Source organism: Eubacterium sp. BIOML-A2 (assembly GCF_009680135.1).
Lineage (GTDB): Bacteria > Bacillota > Clostridia > Lachnospirales > Lachnospiraceae > Faecalicatena > Faecalicatena contortus_B.
Map to the genome: position 1 here is coordinate 1 of NZ_WKZK01000031.1, position 23,953 is coordinate 23,953.

Annotated in this window: 26 protein-coding genes; 15 read left to right on the forward strand and 11 right to left on the reverse strand. The window is 43.4% G+C overall.

All coding sequences use genetic code 11. The annotated features are described in order from the left end of the window. Positions 1–178: 178 nt before the first annotated feature. From GKG43_RS12175 to treR, 9 genes are all read right to left on the reverse strand, one after another. Positions 179–718, reverse strand: a complete 540-nt coding sequence (locus tag GKG43_RS12175) for a DUF1697 domain-containing protein (protein WP_055150445.1) — start codon at positions 716–718, stop codon at positions 179–181. A gap of 93 nt (positions 719–811) precedes the next feature. Next, positions 812–1,009, reverse strand: coding sequence for a GNAT family N-acetyltransferase (locus GKG43_RS12180; RefSeq protein WP_347562034.1), 198 nt, complete (start codon positions 1,007–1,009; stop codon positions 812–814). A gap of 118 nt (positions 1,010–1,127) precedes the next feature. Further along, entirely contained in the window at positions 1,128–1,568 is a 441-nt protein-coding gene (locus GKG43_RS12185; RefSeq protein WP_055150442.1) for a GNAT family N-acetyltransferase, read from the reverse strand. A 7-nt stretch (positions 1,569–1,575) separates the two neighbouring features. Then, positions 1,576–1,881 carry a hypothetical protein gene (locus GKG43_RS12190; RefSeq protein WP_055150439.1) on the reverse strand — a complete coding sequence of 102 codons (306 nt, stop codon included), beginning with the start codon at positions 1,879–1,881 and terminating at the stop codon, positions 1,576–1,578. Positions 1,882–2,047: 166 nt separating this feature from the next. Then, positions 2,048–2,353 carry a type II toxin-antitoxin system PemK/MazF family toxin gene (locus tag GKG43_RS12200; protein WP_055150436.1) on the reverse strand — a complete coding sequence of 102 codons (306 nt, stop codon included), beginning with the start codon at positions 2,351–2,353 and terminating at the stop codon, positions 2,048–2,050. Next, positions 2,353–2,595: a hypothetical protein gene (locus tag GKG43_RS12205; RefSeq protein WP_055150433.1), complete on the reverse strand. Its 243-nt coding sequence runs from the start codon at positions 2,593–2,595 to the stop codon at positions 2,353–2,355. Before GKG43_RS12205 ends, GKG43_RS12200 begins: the two co-directional genes overlap by 1 nt. 65 nt (positions 2,596–2,660) lie before the next feature. Further along, positions 2,661–4,004 (reverse strand): replication-associated recombination protein A, encoded by a 1,344-nt coding sequence (locus GKG43_RS12210; protein WP_347562035.1) that lies wholly within the window; start codon positions 4,002–4,004, stop codon positions 2,661–2,663. A gap of 101 nt (positions 4,005–4,105) precedes the next feature. Next, a complete protein-coding gene (locus tag GKG43_RS12215; RefSeq protein WP_083486987.1) occupies positions 4,106–4,615 on the reverse strand; it encodes an SOS response-associated peptidase in 510 nt (169 codons plus the stop codon). 21 nt (positions 4,616–4,636) lie between these two features. Beyond that, entirely contained in the window at positions 4,637–5,368 is a 732-nt protein-coding gene (gene treR / locus GKG43_RS12220) for a trehalose operon repressor (protein ID WP_050639718.1), read from the reverse strand. A gap of 309 nt (positions 5,369–5,677) precedes the next feature. Here treR and asrA point away from each other — a divergent pair, with 309 nt between their 5' ends. From asrA to asrC, 3 genes are read left to right on the forward strand one after another with little or no spacing between them, the layout of a single operon-like run. Further along, on the forward strand, positions 5,678–6,712 hold the full coding sequence (gene asrA, locus GKG43_RS12225; protein WP_055150427.1) for an anaerobic sulfite reductase subunit AsrA: 1,035 nt from the start codon (positions 5,678–5,680) through the stop codon (positions 6,710–6,712). Positions 6,713–6,725: 13 nt separating this feature from the next. Beyond that, complete coding sequence (gene asrB / locus GKG43_RS12230) at positions 6,726–7,517, forward strand: anaerobic sulfite reductase subunit AsrB (RefSeq protein WP_050639720.1); 792 nt, start codon at positions 6,726–6,728, stop codon at positions 7,515–7,517. An 18-nt stretch (positions 7,518–7,535) separates the two neighbouring features. Then, entirely contained in the window at positions 7,536–8,603 is a 1,068-nt protein-coding gene (gene asrC, locus GKG43_RS12235) for a sulfite reductase subunit C (protein WP_050639721.1), read from the forward strand. Between the two features lie 115 nt (positions 8,604–8,718). Here asrC and GKG43_RS12240 read toward each other — a convergent pair whose 3' ends face one another. After that, a complete protein-coding gene (locus tag GKG43_RS12240; protein ID WP_055150424.1) occupies positions 8,719–9,204 on the reverse strand; it encodes an alpha/beta hydrolase fold domain-containing protein in 486 nt (161 codons plus the stop codon). A gap of 178 nt (positions 9,205–9,382) precedes the next feature. On the opposite strand from GKG43_RS12240, the gene treP reads away from it, so the two are divergent. The 4 genes from treP (at position 9,383) to GKG43_RS12260 (ending at position 15,232) form a co-directional block, all read left to right on the forward strand. Continuing rightward, a complete protein-coding gene (treP, locus tag GKG43_RS12245; RefSeq protein WP_055150421.1) occupies positions 9,383–11,407 on the forward strand; it encodes a PTS system trehalose-specific EIIBC component in 2,025 nt (674 codons plus the stop codon). Positions 11,408–11,410: 3 nt separating this feature from the next. Then, the gene (gene treC / locus GKG43_RS12250; RefSeq protein ID WP_055150418.1) at positions 11,411–13,042 is read left to right on the forward strand and encodes an alpha,alpha-phosphotrehalase; all 1,632 of its coding nucleotides are present in this window, start codon (positions 11,411–11,413) and stop codon (positions 13,040–13,042) included. Positions 13,043–13,399: 357 nt separating this feature from the next. After that, entirely contained in the window at positions 13,400–14,239 is an 840-nt protein-coding gene (locus tag GKG43_RS12255; RefSeq protein ID WP_055150415.1) for a MerR family transcriptional regulator, read from the forward strand. Next, complete coding sequence (locus GKG43_RS12260; protein ID WP_055150412.1) at positions 14,240–15,232, forward strand: serine hydrolase; 993 nt, start codon at positions 14,240–14,242, stop codon at positions 15,230–15,232. It begins immediately after the preceding gene. Positions 15,233–15,239: 7 nt separating this feature from the next. On the opposite strand, the gene GKG43_RS12265 is transcribed toward GKG43_RS12260, so the two are convergent. Beyond that, complete coding sequence (locus tag GKG43_RS12265; RefSeq protein WP_055150409.1) at positions 15,240–16,328, reverse strand: AraC family transcriptional regulator; 1,089 nt, start codon at positions 16,326–16,328, stop codon at positions 15,240–15,242. Between the two features lie 194 nt (positions 16,329–16,522). On the opposite strand from GKG43_RS12265, the gene GKG43_RS12270 reads away from it, so the two are divergent. From GKG43_RS12270 to GKG43_RS12305, 8 genes are all read left to right on the forward strand, one after another. Continuing rightward, the gene (locus GKG43_RS12270) at positions 16,523–17,263 is read left to right on the forward strand and encodes an MFS transporter (RefSeq protein ID WP_055150406.1); all 741 of its coding nucleotides are present in this window, start codon (positions 16,523–16,525) and stop codon (positions 17,261–17,263) included. Between the two features lie 128 nt (positions 17,264–17,391). After that, complete coding sequence (locus GKG43_RS12275; RefSeq protein ID WP_173020105.1) at positions 17,392–19,632, forward strand: family 78 glycoside hydrolase catalytic domain; 2,241 nt, start codon at positions 17,392–17,394, stop codon at positions 19,630–19,632. 80 nt (positions 19,633–19,712) lie between these two features. Next, the gene (locus tag GKG43_RS12280; RefSeq protein ID WP_129879155.1) at positions 19,713–19,955 is read left to right on the forward strand and encodes a hypothetical protein; all 243 of its coding nucleotides are present in this window, start codon (positions 19,713–19,715) and stop codon (positions 19,953–19,955) included. Positions 19,956–20,160: 205 nt separating this feature from the next. Next, on the forward strand, positions 20,161–20,580 hold the full coding sequence (locus GKG43_RS12285) for a hypothetical protein (protein WP_055150392.1): 420 nt from the start codon (positions 20,161–20,163) through the stop codon (positions 20,578–20,580). 170 nt (positions 20,581–20,750) lie between these two features. Continuing rightward, entirely contained in the window at positions 20,751–21,311 is a 561-nt protein-coding gene (locus GKG43_RS12290; protein ID WP_050639731.1) for a glutathione peroxidase, read from the forward strand. 139 nt (positions 21,312–21,450) lie between these two features. After that, positions 21,451–21,873, forward strand: a complete 423-nt coding sequence (locus GKG43_RS12295; protein WP_050639732.1) for an AraC family transcriptional regulator — start codon at positions 21,451–21,453, stop codon at positions 21,871–21,873. Further along, positions 21,870–22,460, forward strand: a complete 591-nt coding sequence (locus GKG43_RS12300) for an ATP-dependent Clp protease proteolytic subunit (protein WP_050639733.1) — start codon at positions 21,870–21,872, stop codon at positions 22,458–22,460. The genes GKG43_RS12295 and GKG43_RS12300 overlap by 4 nt, the downstream gene beginning before the upstream one ends. Positions 22,461–22,702: 242 nt before the next feature. Next, the gene (locus tag GKG43_RS12305; RefSeq protein ID WP_055150389.1) at positions 22,703–23,923 is read left to right on the forward strand and encodes a hypothetical protein; all 1,221 of its coding nucleotides are present in this window, start codon (positions 22,703–22,705) and stop codon (positions 23,921–23,923) included. Positions 23,924–23,953 lie beyond the last annotated feature (30 nt).

Sequence of the window (23,953 nt, forward strand, 5' to 3'; positions counted from 1 at the left end):
TGTTCCTTGTAACTTGTCCACCATATCAGTTCATTATAAAAATCTTAGATTTTTGTCTTGACAACTGAGCCACTATATGTTTTCCAAATGAAAATTGTACTCTCAACGATCTCTGTTGCAATAGAGAAGACTGGATGCTGTCAGGCTATCAGCTTTCAAACGGCCTTGCTGCTTTATATCACAGCCCAACTATTTTTCTTACAGTATTTGCTGTTCGTATTGTAATCTTGTCCTTAACATTTGCACTGGCTGTCTTTGACCACCAATTTGTTTTCTGATAATCCTTCCGGCTAAATGACCAGAAAATTACATTTTTGTAATTATGCACTTTCTCATATTCCGCCTTCGGCTTGCCGATTTCATCAAAAAACTCTTCATAAGATAAAGGGGGCAAAAGAAATATAATGTTGTCGTATATTTCCTTATTACTATCTCCCCACCAATCAGGAGCATTAATTAATAGTTCTTTTAATTTTTCCTGCAAAACAATAAAAACTGGAATATCTAAATCAAATCTATCTTTTATTATTCGTTTAACTTTGTTGGAAAGAACGTTTTTATCATCAATAACACTTGAAAAGATTACATTACCACTATTAAGATAAGTTGTAATATCTGTAAAACCAAGTTCTGCAAATGCCTCTTTTAATTTACTCATGTCTATCTTGTTTTTACCGCCAATATTTATTCCCCTTAACAAGGCAATATATCTTTTCATATGAGATTTCCTTTCTAAACACCGAGTTATTATTTGGAATCGTCAGCTAATGGCTTCTCCTATCGGAAATCACACTTCTAATTAGGATGCCGCTCAGATGCTGCTTCTATGTATATACATCCTATACGCTCTTGTAATCTCGGGTTCGCCATCTCCCTGAACCATACAAAAAAATTCCCAGCCATAACGCTCATAAAAAGAGGTGTGATTTGTTATAAGATATAAGGTATCAATTCCTTTCTCCTTCATGTCCATACATACATAATTCAATAAGGCACCGGCAACTCCAATGCAGCTTGATTCTTTATTTCAGGCATTTCTATTAGACGTATTATTTTATAATTCATTTGATTTATTCCTCCGTCAACTCCCCATTTCTATGCTGTTGAACTTTCAAATAATTGGGGATTTATCGTTCTCTTTTCAGATAAACCATATCAACCAGTTGTATTCCATCTTCAAACATTGGGTGATCGTAATTATCTACAAAAAAGTTCTTAATTCTATGGGATTCTGTAAAACCACATTTTTTATAAAAAGATAGGGCCGAAGGACAGTCTCCAGTACCAACATACAGAACAGTGCAGTCGGAATAAGAATTAAATAAAAATTCTATCAGGTTTTTCCCGTAGCCTTTACGTTGACATTCGGGCAGCACTGCAATGTTTTTAAGCTCATAAATGCCATCGTTTTCATTGGTTATCACACATTCAGCTTTTATGCCATTATCATCCAGAACAAACATTTCGCCTTTTTCAAGGTATTTGTCTATCATACTTTCCTGCTCATCAGCCAACAACAGCAAATCAATATATTCTTTTTTTTCACCTGTAACTTTTTTGATATTCATTATTCACCTACCTTTGAAATGGCTTTCTGACAATCAGTTCGTCGATTTCATTTCCAAAACAAGTAACAGCCCCTGCTATAACTCCGTTTTGCAGGTAAATAAAAGTAGTGTTTATTTTATCGCTCATTTGAGAATATTTAGAATAATAATTAATTGGTTCAATCTCCAAATCTTTTCTCATTTCATAGAAACATTCATTATAAATCCGCATGTATTCATCCCAATATTTTTCTTGGAAGGGAACACAAAGTATATCATTATGGTATTCTAAGGCTTCTTTAAATGACAACTCATAAGCGATTATCTCTTTCATCATGATATCTCCATCGATTCAAATTTCCCAATCCTACAAACTGAAATTTGATATTATCCAACATTCAATTCTTCCTGTAATTTTCAAAAAACAATGCAACATGATAACCATCTACGATTGCGTGTGATACTTGTATGGCAATGGTCATTTACTTGTTCAATACAGTTTATACATAATCAAAAATGCCTTGTATCGCATCCGTTATATTGATGATATCTGCCATCGAAATACTATCTGTTTTTAAAAACCCTCTCACATTAAGATCTAATAAAGCTAATTTTTCGCATTGGACATATCCCTCCATGCTGTCTGCTTTAATCTTAATATGGAGAGGGCTGGGCACACTATCTTGAAAAATAGGACAGCCAATAATTTCGCCGGTTTGATTAAAAAAGTCCTTACTCGTAACAAGTACAGGACTCTTAATTCTTTCTATTTTGACGATGTCACCCTGATGTAACGTTTCTTTCATTACCAAACCTCTCTTCCTACGGTTTCACCCCAGTCATACTCGCCGTCCAAATTTAGTTTTCCCTGAAACTCGGCAGCTCTTTCTTCAAGTGTTTTATGTCTGAATGGTTTAACCAGCGTGATCATACCGTTGGCTACTTTAACATCTAATACATCATCAATAGAAATATCTGCTTCCTGCAGGATATCTTTCGAGATGCGTATTCCCTGACTATTGCCCCATGCCTTAACTTGTAACTGCATAAAAACACCTCCATTTGTTATGGTATATACATAGTATATACCATTGACGTAAATGAATCAACTATTTATATATCTCCTGAGGGAGGCATATCCCCTTTCCATTTCCGGATCGCTTCGAACCTCTTTTTAACCTGCAGTTCCTCCCCTTGTCCGGTCGGATGATAATAGTGCCGGTCTTTCAGGGAATCCGGCATGCACTGCATGTGCGTCAATTTTTCTTCCGTATCGTGCGCATATTCATATCCTTTTCCGTACTCCAGTTCTTTCATCAGGCGGGTAGGCGCATTGCGGATCTGCAGAGGAACCGGTTCGGCCCGCAGATTGCGGACATCCTTTTTACAGTCTTCACATGCGGTATAGAGTGCGTTCGACTTTGGAGCAAGAGAGAGATAAGTGACCGCGTGTGTGAGATGCACGTCGCATTCCGGCATGCCCAGAAAATGACAGGCCTGATACGCAGCTACCGTAACCTGCAGGGCATGGCTGTCCGCCATTCCGATGTCCTCGCTGGCAAAACGGATCAGGCGGCGGGCAATATAGAGGGGATTCTCCCCGCCCTCCAGCATTCGCATCATCCAGTAGATAGCCGCATCGGGATCACTGTTTCTCATGGATTTATGCAGAGCAGAGATCAGGTTATAATGTTCTTCTCCATTTTTATCATAGAGGAGTGATTTTTTGCTGATACACTGTTCCAGCCCCTCATTCGTTACCGTGATTCCGGCTGCGCTGATTTCTCCATTCAGCACCGCCATCTCCAGTGTGTTCAGGGCCGTTCTGGCGTCTCCATTTGCAAAAGCAGCGATGGCCTCAATCTGGGCAGGCGTAATATGTACATTCTGACCGCCGAAACCGGAAGGACTCACCAGGGCATGGCCCAAAAGTTTCACCAGATCCTTTTCTTCCAGTGCTTTCAGTACAAAAACGCGGCAGCGGGAGAGCAGAGCGGCATTGACTTCAAAAGATGGATTTTCAGTCGTAGCGCCAATGAGTATAATGCTGCCCTTCTCGACGAAAGGCAGAAATGCATCCTGCTGGGCTTTGTTAAATCGATGGATCTCGTCTACGAACAAAACGGTACGAATTCCCATGCGCCGGCTCTGTTCGGCCTGATTCATGACTTCTTTGATTTCTTTTATTCCGCTGGTAACGGCGCTGAAATTAATAAAATCAGCTTTTGTCTGTCCGGCGATAATGCTGGCAAGAGTGGTCTTGCCAACACCCGGAGGCCCCCAGAATATCATAGAAGAGATCTGGTCCCGTTCGATCAGCTGCCGGAGGATCTTCCCCTTTCCGAGCAAATGCTCCTGCCCCACAAAATCTTTGAGCGTATCCGGACGCAGGCGGCTGGCAAGAGGGGCCGTCTGCCTGCGGTCGTCAAATAAATTCATTTGTTCCATAATGTTCATCTCCTGTTTCAACATCTGGCGGGATGCCTGCCGGTCTATAATCAGACGCCGGTCGGTGTAAAGCGGAACATCCCGGAAGGGAAAATGTCTGGCAGAGCTGTTTACATGTTGGTAAATGGCAGGCTCTGCTGTTCGTATTCGGTGTCTTTTTTCAGTGGGCCGGGAACTTTTCTGAGAATCAGCTCCGTCTGATCATCGTCAAACAGCCAGGCGTCCAGCTCCTGCCTGTCAAGGACCAGCGGCATCCGGTTGTGTACGCTCTTCATAGAATCGTTGGCCTCTGTTGTCAGGATCACAAAGCGGGGGCCTTCCTCATATTCCTTATAGAACCCGGCCAGAAAGCAGATGCTGCCGTCCGGGTTCTGAAAGGTATATTTTTCTTTTTCGGAATTCCATTCATAAAATCCAGTGGCGGGTACGGCACACCTCCTGGTACGTACACTGTCTTTAAACGTTCTTTTTTCCATAGCAGTCTCGGCCCGGGCATTGATAATCAGGCTTTTACTGCCGAATCCGGGGAATCCCCAGGTAAACAGCTCCTCTGCAAATTCATTGTGATGCCCGGTAATGACGGGGGCTGTCTCGTCGTCAATATAATAACGTCCGCACATGTCTCAAACTCCTCTCAGATGTTATACAGGCCCCCGCTTTCTGGTTGCAGTATCCTGGAAGCAGAAATAATCGGGGCGGTGCCTGGACTGGGTAAACTCAAACATGATACCGTCAGAATTAAATGTCTGGCCGCTGATAACTGCAAGGCAGTTATAATCGTTCAGTTCCAGATACTTTTCGTCGATTTCGGTAGCACGCTCCACGGTCATCTTTCTCTTACTGGTTACAATAGCCATTCCCAGTTCATTTTCAATATATTCATAAATGGATTTTTCCGCGATTTTTTTTGTAAGCCCCGGCACAAGAGATTTGAGAAACATATTAATATCCAGGATCAGTGCCTTATCCTCCAAATAACGGACCCGCTGAATATAATACAGCTCGCTTCCCACGGCAAAGCCTGTATTTGCCGATACTCGGGCATCGGCCGTGATTTCTGTGAACTGAATGACTTTCGTGGAAGTCTTCCGGTGGTTTCTCTCTGCGGATTCCTTAAAACTTTCGATCCCCCCCAGCGTAAAATCAGCCTGATCCACCGGCTGATAGATTACGCGGACTCCCTTTCCGTGCAGGGACTGTACATAGCCCTGCTCTGCCAGTTCCAGGACGGCACGCCGGATTGTGTTCCGGGAACTGCTGTATATGTCCACCATTGTATTTTCAGAGGGCAGCAGCTCCTGATAAGGGTATTCACCGTTTTCTATTTTTTGTTTCAGATCCTTGTATATGGATTCAAATTTTGCTTTTGGCATGGTATATTTTCCTTTATATTGGCATACTTGTTTAAACATCTAATTTTATTATAATTCATAGGACAGAGATGTCAAGTCTTTGTGAGGGAAGGTTGGTGTTTATCTGCGGAGAGAAAATAACAACAATAATTATATTTTATCATATAATAATAATAAATAATTTTTTATTATAGTAAATTAATGGTAAGATAAATAGGAATGTGATACCGGAGTTACTGGTCAGACCGAACAGTAAAATTTCTGGAACGAAACAGTTCAGGCAAGTCTAAATGGTTACTCTGGGACAACAATGAAAAGGAGGCTTTCAGAATGGATTATGTACTTAATACCGCTCAGGCCGATGAGGTTCTGTGCGCACTCAAAAAGGACTACTGCGTTTATGCCCCGAAGCGTTTCCTGAAAGAAGGGCGTTTTTCGGATACCGACATTATCCGCTATGACCAGGTGGATCATGTCAGCGAGATTGTATGGGATGCAAAGTCAGATTATCCTGCAAAGGAGGTAATCAATCCAATCCAGGAGACAATTCTTTATTTCACGGAAGACGAGTACCGTGAGAGTAAAGGACCTAAAAAACCAATTCTGATACTTGCCCATCCCTGTGATATCAATGCACAGCATATTCAGGCAAAGATTTTTGCTGGCAACGGAGGGTATGAGGATTTCTATTATCAGCGTGTCAGAGAGCGGGTTAAGTTCGCCATGATGGAGTGTAATGGGGGAGACGATACTTGTTTCTGTGTTTCAATGGGAACGAACCGGACGGATGACTACTCACTGGCGCTTAAGTTTTCAGAAGAAGGGCTGAAGGTTCATGTGACGGATGAGAGTTTCCAGCATTATTTTGAAGGGATGCCTGACACCAGCTATACACCGGTATTCGTAGAGGAGAATGAACTGAAGGTCAGGATTCCTGATCTGTCGGATAAAGAGGTGCGTAAGGCACTTAAAAAACATCCGATGTGGAAGGAATTCGATGGAAGATGCACATCCTGCGGCAGCTGTACGGTGGCATGTTCTACCTGTACCTGCTTTACGACACGGGATATTCTCTATGGGGATAATCCGGAAGTGGGAGAGCGCCGCCGGGTGACTGCTTCCTGCCAGGTGGAAGGGTTTGACCAGATGGCAGGGCAGAGAGAGATGCGCAGTACTGCGGCGGACAGGATGCGCTTCAAGGTCTTACATAAGTTTTATGATTATAAGGCGCGGTTTGGGGATTCCCACATGTGCGTTGGCTGCGGCCGGTGTACACACCGCTGTCCGGAAATGATATCGATTAGTGCAACTGTTAACAAAATGAATCATGCGGTGGAGGAGATTAAAGCCGGCATGGAACAGTAAAGGAGGGACTGTTATGATGAATCCTGTTATGCCAAAACCGTGCACAATTCTGGATGTGCACAAAGAAAGCGAGCATGAGTGGACTTTCAGAGTCGCTTCTGATGTCTGTCCGGCTCATGGCCAGTTTATGCAGTTGTCTATCCCAAAGATTGGTGAGGCTCCAATCTCTGTTTCGGCACAGGGCGAGGGATGGCTGGAGTTTACGATCCGTTCAGTAGGGAAAGTGACGGACTGTATCTTTTCAAAGGAGCCGGGAGATATACTGTTCTTACGCGGACCTTATGGAAAAGGGTGGCCTGTCGATGAATTTGCCGGGAAACATATAATCGTTATTACAGGGGGAACGGGCTTGGCACCGGTGCGCTCTATGCTCCGCAGTTTTGCAGAGAAGCCGGAATATGTGAAGAGCGTGCATCTTATTTCTGGCTTTAAGAATGAGGAAGGAATCATTTTCAGCGGGGATCTGGCGAAGTGGAAGGAGCAGTTTGTTACGACCTATGCGCTGGATACCGACAAGAAGGAAGGCTGGAGGACCGGCTTTGTAACAGAATTTGTAAAAGAGATCCCATTTGACGAATTTCAGGGAAATTATGCAGTAATTGTAGTAGGACCGCCGCCGATGATGAAATTCACCGGGCTTGAACTTATGAAATACAACGTAGATCCGGAGAAGGTCTGGATGAGTTTTGAGCGGAAGATGTCATGTGCCATCGGAAAATGCGGGCACTGCAGGATTGATGAGGTCTATGTCTGTACAGACGGACCTGTGTTCCCCTATACAATAGCACGTGATTTGGTGGATTGAGAAAGGAGTGTAAATGGTATGAATCAGGATATTAATATCAAAAAACTGCGGATTAACTGCTTTCGCCAGTCCAAAGTCCCCGGACAGTTTATGCTGCAGATGAGGGTTCCGGGAGGATTCATTGATTCCTCCTATCTTTCAGTGATTGAGCATATTGCAAAGACTTGGGGCGATGGGAACTTCCATTTTGGAACAAGGCAGACGTTCGATATAACCGGTATTCCTTATGAGAATGTTCCGGCCGTGAATGCTTATTTGGAAGATTATATCAAAGAGGTGGATGCCCAGCTTTGCCAGGTAGATATGGACACAGTATCGCATGAACCTCAGGAATGGGATCCAAAGAGCGGATACCCGACAATCGGTGCACGGAATATTACGGCATGTATCGGGAATTACCACTGTATCTGTGGAAACTGCAATACATATGAACTGGCGAGGAAGATAGAGCCTATCATTTTCCCAAGCCATTATCACATTAAGATTAATATTGCGGGATGCCCGAATGACTGTAATAAGGCACATTTGTGTGACTTCGGAATCATCGGGGTGGCGCGTATGGTTTATCACCCTGAACGCTGCATTGGCTGCGGCGCCTGTGCACGCACATGTGAAAAGGCATCTACCAGAGTGCTGAAACTCAATGAAGATACCGGAAAGATCGAGAAGGATGCCTGCTGCTGCATTGGCTGCGGCGAGTGCGTCAGAGCATGTCCAACCAGTGCATGGACCAGAGAACCCACGAAGTATTACCGCGTAATCTTAGGCGGCAGGACAGGACGCCAGACTCCGCGTACCGGTAAGATGTTTCTGAATTGGGCAACAGAGGATGTAGTTCTTTCCGTTCTCCGCAACTGGCAGAAGTTCTCTGCATGGGTTATGGACTATAAGCCGGAATATCTTCATGGCGGCCATCTGATTGACCGTGCGGGTTATAAGAAGTTCAAAGAGATCATTCTGGATGGGGTGGAGTTGAATCCGCAGTGTCTTGTGGCAGAAGATATTTTCTGGGATGAGACAGAATACCGTTCGAACTTTAATGTGAAGCCGCTGGGAATGCATCAGACGGCGGGGCCGGCTGAGTAAAACTTTATAGAGTTTATGGGGCAGCAGTACTGACGGATTAACGTAGTGCGGCTGCCTTTCTTTAAGTACATTATATTGACTTTTTAGTTAATCCTCTTTGAACTGGAACGTGTCATCACCTTTCACTAATCAAATTTTTAATGAAATCTATTCGCTTTTTTACATTTGTTCGACTAATTTTTGCATTCAAACAAGAATCATATCCATGGAAAGTACCATGCGTTTCGTTTAAAATGACGCTTGTACCCATTAATTTCAATTTATTTGCATATGCAATTCCTTCGTCATGGAGGCAGTCATATTCGGCGGTTTCTATATAAGTTTTAGGTACCTTGCCCGGTAATTCATTATCCAGCGGAGAAGCTTTTATTCGCTCCTGTTCATTTTTCCCTTTCAAATAATACTTCCACATCTTTTGATTATTAACAGCATTCCAAAGAGGCGTGTCCACATATACTTTCATTGATTCTGAAGATAGTGTAGCATCTGTAACCGGATAAATCAGCATATGCCCGCAAGGTGGTACTAATTGCTCTTTTTCGCAGATGTTTATAAGACAAGCTGCTATAGCTGCACCTGCACTATCGCCGGCGATTCCCAAGGTGTCCCGCCATCCATTCCATAGATATTATAAAATAACTCTTGACTTGTTTAAACAAGTGTGGTATAAAATGATTAAAGAACTTGTTTGAACAAGTTGGACAACGACAGGGCAGGCAGTGAATAAACAGACACGTAAAAGCAAAATCTAACAGATGTTAAGATTAGGAGGAAGAGTAATGGGCAGATATGCAGAAGACGCAAAAGAGCTTTTGGAACTGGTCGGTGGAAAGAAGAATATCGCCGCGGTTTCTCATTGTATGACGAGGATGCGGTTTGTTTTGAACGATCCGTCTGCAGCGGATGTGAAAAAAATCGAAGCCATGAAGGTTGTAAAGGGCAGTTTCACACAGGCGGGACAGTTCCAGGTCATTATTGGGAACACAGTGGCGGATTTTTACAATGATTTTGTTGCTACTGCCGGAATTGAAGGAGTATCCAAGGACGCTGTGAAGCAGGCTGCCAAGAGCAATCAGAATCTCCTGCAGCGCGCAGTGGCGGCGATAGCAGAGATCTTCGCGCCTCTGATACCGGCGATTATTGTAGGAGGTCTGATTCTGGGATTCCGTAACTGCATCGACAGCCTCTACCTATTTGAAAACGGAACCAAGACACTGTGCGATATTAGCCAGTTCTGGTCCGGGATAGACAGTTTTCTCTGGTTGATCGGCGAGGCGGTATTCCATATGCTGCCGGTGGGAATCTGCTGGTCAGTGACCAAAAAGATGGGTACGACTCAGATGCTGGGAATTGTTCTTGGTCTGACACTGGTTTCAGGGCAGCTTCTGAATGCCTACTCCGTAGCGTCCACGGCAGCGGCAGACATTCCGTTCTGGGATTTTGGCTTTTTCAAGGTAAACATGATCGGATATCAGGCACAGGTGATACCGGCGATTCTGGCGGCTTTTACTCTTGTATACCTGGAAAAATTCTTTCGGAAGATTACGCCGCAGGTGATTTCCATGATTGTAGTACCATTCTGCAGCCTGCTCCTGGCAGTAATCGCAGCACATTTTATTCTGGGGCCGGTCGGCTGGCAGATAGGTTCTGCTATATCGAGTGTCGTATATGCAGGAATTACAGGTTCGTTCAAAATCGTATTCGGGGCGGTCTTTGGATTTGTCTATGCGCCGCTTGTTATTACCGGGCTTCACCATATGACGAATGCCATTGATCTGCAGCTTATTGCGGATTACACCGGAACCATGCTGTGGCCGATGATCGCACTCTCTAATATTGCACAGGGCTCCGCAGTACTTGGGATGATCTTTCTGCAGAGAAAGAACGCGGAGGCACAGGAAGTGAATGTACCGGCATGTATCTCTTGTTATCTGGGTGTAACAGAGCCGGCGATCTTCGGTGTTAACTTGAAATATCTGTTCCCATTTGTATGCGGGATGATAGGTTCCGCCTGCGCGGCAGTTGTCTGTGTGGCTACCGGAACGACGGCAAATGCCATCGGTGTCGGTGGAATCCCCGGAATCCTTTCCGTCAAGCCGCAATATATGCTCTCCTTTGCTGTGTGCATGGTGATTGCGATTGTAGTGCCTTTTGTACTGACCATAATTGCAGGAAAGAAAAAGGGCGTGGCATCAGCCGGAAACAAAGAAGATTCCCCGGAAGTAATGGGAGAAGAGAAAGGGCCTCTTAATTGTGTACAGGCGGAGGAGATACTGGGGGAAGATGTTGATTCAGAAGCACAGCTCACAGAGAAATTCCCGAAAAAAGCACACGCAGAAATGGAACTGAAGGCATTTTTAGACGGAAAAGTCATTTCTTTAAAAGAAGTGGGAGACGGCGTATTCTCAGAGGGAATCATGGGCGACGGCCTTGCCATTCTCCCGGAAAGCGAAACGCTCTGCGCACCGGCTGACGCAAAAGTGACGGTACTCATGGAGGATTCCCGCCATGCCTGCGGCCTGACGCTGGACAACGGCATGGAAGTGCTTCTTCATATAGGAATCGATACGGTGGATATGCAGGGTGATGGATTTGAATATCTGGTAAAAGAAGGCGAGGATGTTATGACAGGAACCCCTCTTATCAGATTCAGCAGGGAGAAGATAAAAGCTGCAGGCCATCCGGACGTGACGGTTTGCATCATTACCGGAGAAGGGGATGCAAAAGAGATTCAGTATCATACGGGCGGCCGGGCGGCAACAGGCGAAACGGCAGTTGTAACCTATTGGAATACGGAGGCATGAAACATGGCAGACTTTAAAAATAAAACAGTGTACCAGATTTATCCCAAATCTTTCAGAGATTCGAACCAGGACGGAGTTGGCGACCTGCGCGGAGTCCTGGAAAAGCTGGATTATCTGCAGGAACTGGGCGTAGATTATCTCTGGCTGACACCATTTTTTGTGTCGCCTCAGAATGACAATGGCTATGATGTGGCGGATTATCGGAACATCGATCCGCTGTTCGGAACAATGGAAGATCTTGAGGAACTGATTGCCGGGGCTGACAGACGGGGGATTGGCCTGATGCTGGATATGGTATTCAATCATACTTCCACAGAGCACGAGTGGTTTCAAAAGGCGCTGATGGGCGATGCGGAGTATATGGATTATTATATTTTCAAAGCTGGGTCTCCGGAGAAAGCGCCGTCGAACTGGGTGTCCAAATTCGGCGGCCCCGCATGGGAATATGTGCCTCATCTTGAAAAATGGTACCTTCATCTGTTCGATGTAACACAGGCGGATCTGAACTGGGAGAACCCGAAAGTGAGAGAGGAACTGAAAGAAGTCATCCGTTTCTGGAAGGAAAAAGGCATCAAAGGGTTCCGGTTCGACGTTGTAAATCTCATATCTAAGCCGGAAATATTCGAGGATGATTCACAAGGGGACGGAAGAAGATTCTATACGGATGGCAGGCACGTGCATGAGTTTCTAAAGGAACTGGTACATGATACCGGGATTGAGGATATGGTAACCGTCGGAGAGATGTCTTCCACATCACTGGATAACTGCATTCGTTATTCTAATCCGGAAGAAAAAGAGCTTTCTATGTGCTTTAACTTTCACCATTTGAAAGTAGATTACAAAAACGGAAATAAGTGGGAGTTAATGGATCCGGATATAAGGGCATTGAAATGTCTTTTTGAAGAATGGCAGACCGGAATGCAGAAAGCAGGAGGCTGGAACGCGGTATTCTGGTGCAATCACGATCAGCCGAGAATCGTATCCCGATTCGGAGACGATAAAAAGTACTGGAAGGAATCCGCCAAAATGCTGGCTGCGGCTATTCATCTGATGCGCGGTACCCCATACATTTACCAGGGAGAGGAATTGGGAATGACCAATGCAGGATACCGGGATATTTCCCAGTACCGGGATGTGGAAAGCCTGAATTATTATGAAATCCTGCTGTCTCAGGGAAAGACTCCCGGAGAGGCATTGGATATCCTCTCCGCGCGTTCCCGGGATAATGGGCGCACCCCTATGCAGTGGACTGCTGGAGAAAATGCAGGTTTCTCAGAGGCGTCACCGTGGATCGGCCTGCCGGAAAATTATAAAACCATAAATGCAGAATCGGAGGCGGCAGACGAGGATTCGATCCTCAGTTTCTACAAAGCATTAATTCGTCTTAGAAAAGAAAACCCGGTAATAGCCGAAGGGGAGATAGAATTTTTGCATCAGGAAAACCCGGATGTACTGGCGTACAAAAGATCACTTGGGGGAGAAGAAATGCTTGTGCTGTGCAACTTCAAAGACAGAGAAGTGGTGCTGGAGGAGCTTTCGCAAGAGGGGTATCATAAAATCCTGGGGAATTATAAAGATTGTGCACCATCCCTGCGGCCATACGAAGCTGTGGTATTTGGAAGGGGTGTAAAGTGAGGCGGAAATGTTTGGAATTCTGACAAAATTTGAAAGGGTACTTGAAAAATTCAAGTACCCAATGTATAATTTACTTAGAAGTAATCAAAAGACTTTGGTTCGTCTGATGATTGCGCTTCGGATACCATAGTAATTTATAGTTACCAGCTATCCTCTATTGCCGTAGAGGATAGCTGGTTTTTGTTCTGATGGTTATCTATGTAAGCAAGTGCTGCAAAAATTACCAGCACTAATGTCAATACTTCAAGTGTATTCATGCTTCATCCCTTCTGCTCAAAATTTCCCGCCTTGACTTTCCCCTTGGGGCAAGGTGTAAGATTAGGGTAGATTTTCTACATACCAAGAGGAGGAAAACGGATGCTAACGATTGGAGAGTTTTCAAAAATATGCAAGGTGTCCACGAAGACACTGCGCTACTATGCAGAGAAAGGGCTGCTCCTGCCCAATGAGGTGAACCCGGAGACCGGTTACAGATATTATTCCATTGACCAGCTGGAAACGATGTTATTGATTAACCGGCTGAAGTCTTATCAATTTTCTTTGGAGGAGATCGGCGAGATTCTTCGATCTGAGGAAGAACAGGAGGCGAAGCTTTATATTGCGCTCAGCAGGAAGGCGAAAGAGATCGGGAATCAGAGCAGAAAACTGAATGAGACGCTGGAACAGCTAAGTAGTGATATTTCAAATCTGAAGGCAGGTAAATCAATGATGTCCTACTTAGAGACGATTGATGTTCAGCTTACAGAAGTGCCGTTGATGTATCTTTTGTCAATCCGGAAAATGGTGAACGAACAAGAATTTTCCGAAGCATATGGGAGCTGCTATCACAAATTGTTCCGGAAGATTGAGGCGGATCGACTGACTGTATCCGCGCCGCCTATGGTACTTTTCCACAGTGCGGAATATAGTCCTTTTGGGTTAGATACTGAATTTGCCATACCGGTGAAAGAATACGCGACCGGCACCAGGGATTTTTGTCCGGGATTGTGCCTGAAAACGGTTCTTCACGGCTCATATTCCAATCTGCCTTCTGTGTATACAAAACAGCGCGAATGGGCGGAAAAAGAAGGGTATGAGAGCAGCAATGCTCTGTATGAAGTGTATGTAACGGATCCATCCCAGGTTTCGAATGAAAGCGAACTTATTACGGAAGTATACTATCCGGTAAAAAGAAAAGCAGCAGAGAGGAGCGTTTAAATGAATCTGGAACGAGTGGCAGAGCTTGAGAAGACAATTAAAAATGAGTATAGCAATACGGCAGGAATCGTAGTACTAAAAGAAGGACAGATCCGGTATGAAAACTACTTTAACGGATGTACCGCGCAGAGCCGTCTTCATGTTTACTCCGTGACAAAAAGCATCATTTCCATATTAATCGGGATTGCCATAGAGAAGGGATGCATTCAAAGTGTCAGCCAGAAGGTACTGGACTTTTTCCCCGACTATACAGTGAAGAAACGAGAAAAAACAATTCAGAATATAACGCTTGAAAATCTGCTGACAATGACAGCACCCTATAAATATAGGTTCGCTCCCTATGTCAAGTATTTTACAAGTGATGATTGGGTGTCATTTGGTCTGGACTATCTGGGAGGACGGGGAAACATAGGCGATTTTAGATATGCGCCTCTCATAGGTCCTGATATTCTAACAGGGATTCTCATGAAAACAACGGGACAAACCGTGTTGGATTTCGCCAGGGAGAATTTATTCGGACCGCTTGGCATTACCGTGGAGCGCAGTATCACTTTCCAAAGCAAAGAAGAACAACTCGCATTTAATAAGGCCACGGACATCAGCGGATGGGTATCCGATCCGGCCGGAGTAAATTCCGCCGGATGGGGACTGACCCTTTCGCCTGCAGACATGGCAAAAATAGGACAGCTTTACCTGGACAGAGGGATCTGGGCCGGAAAACAGATCGTTTCCAGGGCGTGGGTAGAAGAAAGCACAAAGGAACACAGCCGCTGGAAAGGCGAGAACCTGCCCTATGGGTATTTATGGTGGCTGGTGGATGAAAAAGGAAAGGGGTATGCAGCAATGGGCGATGGGGGGAATGTCATTTATGTCAATGCGGAAAAGAAAATGGTTGTAGCTATAGCCTCTATGTTTACGCCTAAGGCGAAAGATAGGATAGAATTTATTAAAAAGGATATAGAACCGATATTCGGAGTGGAATCCGGTGAATAGCGGCAGGTTAGTCCGGCGGTTTTACCCTTTTGGCCTTCCGGTACTCGGAGGGTGACATTCCGGTTTCCAGCTGAAAGGATTTATAAAAATAAGAATGATACTGATAGCCCAGATATATCAGTATTTCAGAAACAGACATGTCAGTATTCACTAAAAGATTTTTTGCTTTCTCCATTTTCAGGGCATGCACATATTGGGCATAGTTCAAGCCGGTATTTTTTTTGATCAGTCTGCCGTAATAATCAGCCTGGTAATGAAAGTGGTCACAGAGTTTTTCCAGGCTGATATCGGCTATGTGGCTGTCAATATATCTGGCGACAGCCTGAAATAGTTTATTCCCCTGAAGTCGTTTGGAAAAGGTATAGATATCGGTAGTATCGGAGCGTTCGAAAGCATTCAAAATTCTCAATGTATGTATCTGGGCGATTCTTTCATATCCGGGTTTGGTCGATTCCATTTCACGGAAGATACAATCAAGGTTCTCTTCGATATCTTTCGCCGGTTCGGGAGCTGCATGGAGCTTCAAATAACTTACATCACTCTTGGCTGTGCCTTTGATAAGAAAAAAATTGCGGATGCTTTTATTGGTCAAGTGGTTCAGAAAATAGGAATCCAGCATTTTACTTGTGATACAGCAGTAAAAAGCAATTCCTTCACTTTTGGAGCGAATGTCCAGATGGGCGCACTGGGTATCAAAAATACAGATATCATGTTCGGTTAAATGAATGGTCTGGTTTTCGATCTGCGTGGTTCGTGTGCCTTTGTATACATAGATCATCTCAAAATAATCATGTCTGTGAAGATTGTCGTCTTCGTTATTATTTTCCAGGAGATAGGTTTTTTGTGATACCGGCAGAGGGCATGGGGAGTATGTAGACAAAACATACCCATTCTCCTGCGTTGGTATACAGTATTCTACTGTCATAAAATAGTCATAGGGAATCTGCAGAACCTTATCGATGTATCCCTCAGAGCTGTAGGGCTGCCAGGTGTGGGCCTTTTGTGTAAATGAGAGATGCTCTGCCGCATAATTCTTCAGGTTCTTTTGTTCTTCCCGTTTGAATACTTGTTCAATGTATTCTAAAATCTGTTTCATGAGTCGTTCCTCCAATACGATTGGAATCCCTATGTTTACTCGTATTTTAGCAATTCCATAAAGAAAAATCAATGATAAGTCGGATAAAAGTCATTACATTTATGGCAAAGTCGGATTATGCAAATTGTAGAGTTGAGAAATAAAACTTAAGATGAACCTGTGATTAATAGTTGTTGAAAAAGGAGGAAATCAACATGAGTAAACAAAAGACAGGTTCATTGCCAATGTGGAAAAAGATTGCCTATGGACTAGGAAATGCAGGGGGCGGCTTTACCTGGGGAACCATCACCACATTTTTATTACTTTATTGTACGAATGTGATTGGGGTCAGCGCCGCGATTATCGGTACGCTTCTTATGTTTGCAAAGGTATTTGATGGTATTACAGATATCTTTATGGGCAGGATCATTGACCTTACAAAGTCTAAGATGGGAAAAACAAGGTTTTGGTATTTATTGAGCTGTATTCCAATGGGAGTCTGTATGTTCCTGATTTTTAATGTCCCGGGATCGCTGGGGGAAGGGGCAAAAAGTGCATGGATTTTTATTTTCTACCTGCTGATCAGTGCTGTTTTTTATACAATGAATCAGGTTGCCTATAATATGATGCTTGCCCGTGTAACAAAGGATCAGCATGACCAGGTTACGATGAGCGGCGCGGCAATGTTGAGCGGAACCATAGGAAGTGTGGTGGTAGCATCCGTTACATCCGGCCTGGTCGAGGCATTTGGAGGAGGGCAGCAGGGATGGAGAATGATTGCTCTGATCTATGCGGTTGTTGGCGTTGGGATCCTGTTAATCCCGTTTTTCACACTAAAAGAACTGCCGGAAGAAGAATTCGATTCCTCTGTCAGGGAGAGCGATACCGAAGCACCGGCAAAAACAGCAACGATTTCATTCCTGAGGCTTCCAGCGAATTTGAGACAGCATTCTTAAACAGAAAGGACTGGCAGGCGAAATGGGTAAAATCGCCGCTTCCGATCATAGAACGCCAGGCACATCTGGGGGATCAGCCTCCGGCAGCCATGTTCCGCCAGAAGATCATTCTTAATAAAAAGGTGAAAATGGCGAGGCTTTATGCAACCTGCCACGGGGTCTATCGGCTGACAGTTAACGGGAAACGTCCAGATGACCGTGAATTTGCGCCTGAGTGTACTGTGTATAGAGAGTATTTGTGCTATCAAACTTACGATGTTACGGAACTTTTAAATACTGGTATAAATATCATAGGGATGCATGTGGGCGATGGCTGGTATCACGGATTTATGACAAAGGCCCAGGATGAAACTTATGATCCTGCGCTTGCGGTCTTGACGCAGCTGGAAGTGACATATGAGGATGGGACTGCAGATTGTTTTGGCTCAGATGAAACCGTAAAGGTGAAGGAAAGCCCTGTCCGGTGTTCGGATCTGTTTGCCGGCGAACGCTATGATGCAAACAGAATGCCATACGGATGGGAAAGCGCAGAGTTTATTGACGACGAATGGTTAGATGTGGTGCCGGCAGATTTTGGCTATCAGAACTTAAAAGCGCAGTATGGGCAGCCGGTGCGCCCTATTATGATTTTGCCGGTGAAAAATGTCCTGACTTCACCGAAAGGCGAGCGGATTATTGATTTCGGCCAAGTAATTGCCGGCCGTGTGCGTCTGAACATCCATGAACCAAGTGGGACAAAGGTGACAGTGATCCATACGGAAGGGCTGGATGCAAAAGGAAATTTTTTCGACAACAATCCGACGGCAGATCAGAGGATTGAATATATTTCAGATGGAAATGAACAGGTATACGAGCCGTATTTTACATTTCAGGGGTTCCGTTATGTTTTGGTCGATGGTATAAAGGATTTAAATGAAGAGGATATTACTGCTGTTGTATTAAGTTCTGAAAAAGAAAATGCCGGAACATTTGCCTGCTCCAATGCAGATATTAACAGATTATATGAGAATACGCGCTGGTCACAGCATGCGAATATGCTTTCGCTGCCCACTGACTGCCCACAGCGTGAAAAAGCAGGATGGACAGGAGATATTCAGGTATACACAAAAACAGCATTATTAAATGAAGATATCACTCCGTTTCTGACCAGATGGCTTGAAAACCTGGCATGTGAGCAAAAGGAAAATGGTTCCGTGCCCTTCGTAGTGCCATTGGCAGGAGCCTATATCGGGCAGTATGAAATGTATGCCGAACAGTTCAAGACGCCGGAGGCAGTGTCTCCCGCGGGCTGGGGAGATGCGGCAGTATTGGTTCCATTTTACATGTATTGCCTGACAGGAAACATGCAGATTCTGAAGCAGCAATATGAGTCCATGAAAAACTGGTGTGATTTTGTTCTTAGGACGGCAAGAGAAAACCGTCCGGATGGCAGTATGATTCCTGAGGAAGTGGAGCAATATCTGTGGAATACCGGACATCATTACGGGGAACATTTAATACCGAGTTATTCCAGGGACGGGTATGGGGAAGGAACCTTTGAGGCGATACGGGTATCGACAAAATATGTGGCTCCGATCTATGGATATCATTCTGTATCAAGTATGTCGGAGATTGCAAGAGTTCTTGGAAATGATGGAGATGCAGATTATTATGGGGAAATGGCGCAAAACATGAAAGCTGCTATTCAGAAAGGCGTAATCGATGAGAAAGGCAATATGCCTGCTGATCTCATGGGCGCATATGCAATGCCTCTTTTTTATAGGCTAGTACCGGAAAATCTCAAGCAGACCTTTGCGGAAAACTTAGTTCGTAAAATAGAAGAGAACGACGGGTGCCTGGATGTCGGATTTTTAGGAATACCGGTTCTGCAGGACGCCCTGTGCCGGATTGACCGCCGGGATCTGGCTTATGATCTTTTGTTTAACGAAAAAGCACCGTCGTGGCTATATGAGGTCAAACACGGCGCAACGACCATCTGGGAGAGCTGGTTTGCCCTAGATGAAGACGGCGCCCCTTTTATATCAGAGATCTATGGAATGCCATTCTGTATGAGCCTGAATCATTATGCATTTGGCTGTGTGGACGACTGGATGTTCCGCAACATAAATGGAATTAATTATGAAGAACCCGGCTTTAAAAAGATTCGGATTCAGCCGCAGCCAGATGACCGGCTGGACTGGGCGAAACGTACTTTTAAATCAGCGTACGGAGAGATCGTTTCGGAGTGGGAGAAGAAAGACGGGAACTTTGAGTTATTTGTTAAAATCCCCTGCAATACAACTGCGGTTATTGTTCTGCCGGACGGGCAGAGGTTTGAACGAGGCAGCGGGGCATATCGCTTTCGGACGGATAGTTCGGATGCCCGATAAAAGGAGGAAGATTATCATGGTAACAACAGCCTTTGTGATTGATTGTATGCGCCGGCGGCGGGTATATGGGATGCGCATCTATGATTGAGGCATACCCGACATGCGTGCATTTGAATCAGCTGGGATATCATGCATTTGCTCTGAATTACCGCTGCAAAGAACATGCGAAAGCTCCAAATCCGCTGGATGATATGGCATATGCGCTTACCTATATATTAGAAGCTTTTTTGCTGAATCAGATTAATATTGTAGAAGTTGAAAAATTATTCTATAAAGGCTCCCTGGGAAAGCAAATATTCTTAAAATCAGAAAAAGCATTTTGAAATATTAGGTGGATAGACTCATATAATGCAGAAGTGCATGAAGAATATAAAAATACGGATATATATGTCAGACGTGAGGTGGGCAGGTTCTTATCAGAAAGAATGCAGTCCATTTTGTTAGATGGATACCAGGTACCAGGAATTACAGCACAGTTTGCAATTCGGAACAGACTGATATATCGAAAGGAAAGCGGAGGTTATGATAATGCCGGCGTATGATGTGAGTTATTTAGACAGCATGATACAAAAAAACAGATATCTTTTCAAATTAATTGCCGGAAACTGTGAAAATGTGTTTCAGATAATTACTGAATATATGAACGGGACATACAGAAGGCATATGGATGAAGGCAATCCTCTTTTTTTAAATAAGACACCAAAACAGATCCTGGGCAGTTTGGGGGTGAAGATCCGGGCAGATGCTGATATAAGCGATAAGTATGATGAGTTTATATTGGAATGGATGGCAGATGTATATACTTATATGCAGTGGAAATGTGAGATTTTATCCAGCAAGATTGAAGCAAAGATTAAACCTGAAGAATTATATTCTTTATATAATCCCTTACATGAGACTTCATTGGAAAACAGCATAGAAAAGCTGAAGACTATATACAAACCGTAAATAGAAAGCTTTACCAGTATATAACAAAAAGGCAGAAGAGGAGGTTACTGCCGACATCCTGCTGCGTTGGCTGCGTATTATGTAAACTTTAAAAGGACATACTAATACTGCATTGAGTAATTAAAAGTGAAGGAATTATAAGCAATAAACGCAGGAAAGGAAAAAATGAAATGGATTTAAGCAAGATAGAACTGGAACGGATCGATGGAACCAAAGAGAGTATGGAGAAATATCTGGGCAACATTCTACTGATTGTCAATACTGCCAGTAAATGTGGATTCACACCTCAATATGAAGCACTGGAAGCGCTTTATAAAAAATACCATGAAAAAGGATTTGAAATCCTGGGATTTCCCTGCAATCAATTCAAGGAGCAGGAACCGGAAGAGGAGAGTAAAATTGCAGAATTCTGTAAATTGAACTATGGCGTCACCTTCCCTCTTTTTTCAAAAATAGATGTAAAAGGCAAAAATATGCATCCGCTTTATCGGTTTCTCACAGAAAAGAAAGAATTTCAGGGGTTCGATGAAGGACATCCTTTAAGCGGAAAGCTGCACGAGATTATCTCGGCAGAGGAACCGGATTATAAAAACAGCAGTGACATTAAATGGAACTTTACAAAATTCCTGATCAACCGGGACGGAACTGTGATTGACCGGTTCGAGCCTACTGCGGATATGGACCGCGTAGAACATGCACTGGAAGAGCTGTTTCCAGAAAAGGAAGTCTAACAGTAAAAAGAAAATAAGGTGAGCAGCTGTGGAAAACCATAGCTGCTTCTTTTAGATTTCGCATTTGGCGCCAAAACCGCACTTTTTATTAAGACACGCGATCGGAAACTTGTTATAATGATAAAAAGGAGGCGTAACTATGGAACAGCAAAAAGAGATTGTCGGTAAGGTCTTGAATTATATCGAGGATAATATTGAGAAAGAAATTAACGTAGATAAAATTGCTAAAAATGTTGGCTATTCAAGATTTTATCTTAATCGCATATTTTCCGAATGTACGGGAATTACCATTTATAAATACCTTCAAAGCCGCAGGCTTACAATGGCTGCTGAAAAATTGATATTATCAAACGAGCCGATTACAAAAATTGCTTATGAAGCTGGATATGATTCTCAACAGGCATTTACACTCGCTTTTAAGCAATTGTATTTATATCCGCCTAAAATTTATAGAAGTATGGGGGTGTTTGTACCAAAGCAAAACAGAATTTCCCTTTGTGGAAATTTCAATAACACAAGATATAATCTATTCATCAGTATGTTCAAGGAGATGGCAGCATGAGTACAATTCCTTACGTTATTGAGCAGACGAGCCGGGGAGAACGCAGCTATGATGTTTTCTCTCGTTTGTTGTCAGACAGAGTTGTTTTTCTGGGAGAAGAAGTAAGTGATACTTCTGCCAGTTTAATCGTGGCGCAATTCCTCTTTTTGGAGGCCCAAGACCCGGAGAAAGATATTCATTTATACATTAACAGTCCGGGAGGTTCTGTTTCTGCCGGATTTGCGATTTATGACACCATGAAATACATCAAGTGCGATGTCTCTACAATATGTATTGGTATGGCTGCAAGCTTTGGTGCATTCTTGTTAGCAGGAGGTACACATGGAAAGCGTATGGCTTTGCCTAATGCTGAAATCATGATACACCAGCCGGCCATGCATGGAAACGGTATTCAAGGACCAGCCAGCGATATAAAAATAATGTCTGATTATATGCAAAAAAACAAACAAAGATTAAACAGAATATTATCTGAAAACACAGGGCGTACTATTGAAGAAATTGAAAGGGATACCGATAGGGATAATTTTATGAGTGCCGAAGAAGCATTAAAATATGGTCTGATAGATTCCGTTATTTCCAGTAGATAACAAAACCAGCCGAGTAATCAAGGGGGGCGACAGCAAAGAAAGCCTTTACGATTTGGCAAAACACATCCCTGTTCCGATCGATCCTGGAGTGTTTGTAAAAACATGGATATTTACGCATGGTATAGCAACGATTGTTTCCACGAACACAACGAATATCCAACCGGAAGAAATAAGGCGGTTACTTACAGAAGCATGTGCAAGTTTTAAGTTATATCACAATGAAAATGATTCGGAGAAAAGATATGAAATCGGATAAAAATTATGTGTATACAGAACGTGCGCATTATATGTGCCCTAATATGCACTTTGGGATTATGGCAAAGATAGAATGTAATTATGATGAAGGACTGCTAAGGCAAAGTATAGACACTCTTCAAAAAGCACACCCGTTTCTGCAAAGTTTAATTGCAGAGGAAACAGACACTGGCAGATTGTTTTATCAAATACAAGATTCTTTGCATATTCCCGTAACTGTAAAAGAAGAGGTTGATTTGTGGCAGCAGGATTATGAAGAAATATCTTTGCGCGGATGGAATGTCAAGAAAGAATGTCTGCTAAAAATAGTGATTTATCCAAAGGGGAAAGAATTTCAAATATTATTTATTGCCCACCATCTATTGTGTGACGGCAGAGGGCTTTTACAACTGGCAGAGGAATTTTCAGAGCATTATGCGAATGGAGTAATGCCGCAGTTTGTAGAGGAACGCTTAATTCAAGGCTTACATGATCTTCCCTCAAACAGTGATTTACCTTTAATCAGTAAATTGATGATAGGCGACGCAAATAGAAGGTGGAAAAAAGAGGGAAAGCAGGTAATGTATGAGGAATATAGCAGATTTGAAAGGGCCTATATTCAAGAACACAAAATGAAACGGGAAGTACTCACCGTTTGCAAACAGGAGTTAGCGGAAATACAGACTTTATGCAGACAACATTGCATTACCGTAAATGACTGGCTGATTGCAAAAATGATGTTGGAAGAAAATACAGATAAAGTGGTTATTGCAGCTGATATTCGTAATCAGACGAAATGTTACAGACAAGGAGCAATGGGGAATTATTCGACTGCTTTTAGCGTTTCTGTGAAAAAGACTGGGGAAAATGTTATATCCCTTGCAAAGCGCGTATCGTCACAAGTCCTAAATATATGTCAGCACCCGCAGAAAGAAATGCTTGTGCTTGCCTGTTATATACATATGCAGCCAGAGCTAATTGACGCTGTTGCAATATCTGCATTAGGAGATTTTGGAAGTAAAGCAGGAACATTTGTAGGAAGAAATATGTTTGGATATGGTTCACAAAACGGTTATAGCATTACTAATTTAGGGAAAATTCAAAGTAATATAATTGCAGAAGCTGTTTTTATACCGCCTGCTTCACCTGCCAATAAAAAAACTTGGGGTGTTCTAACGGTGAATAACCAAATGAAAATATGCGCGTCAAAATTAATTGCAGAAAGTTAATATTGTAATGCAGGAAAAAGGGGGACGCTG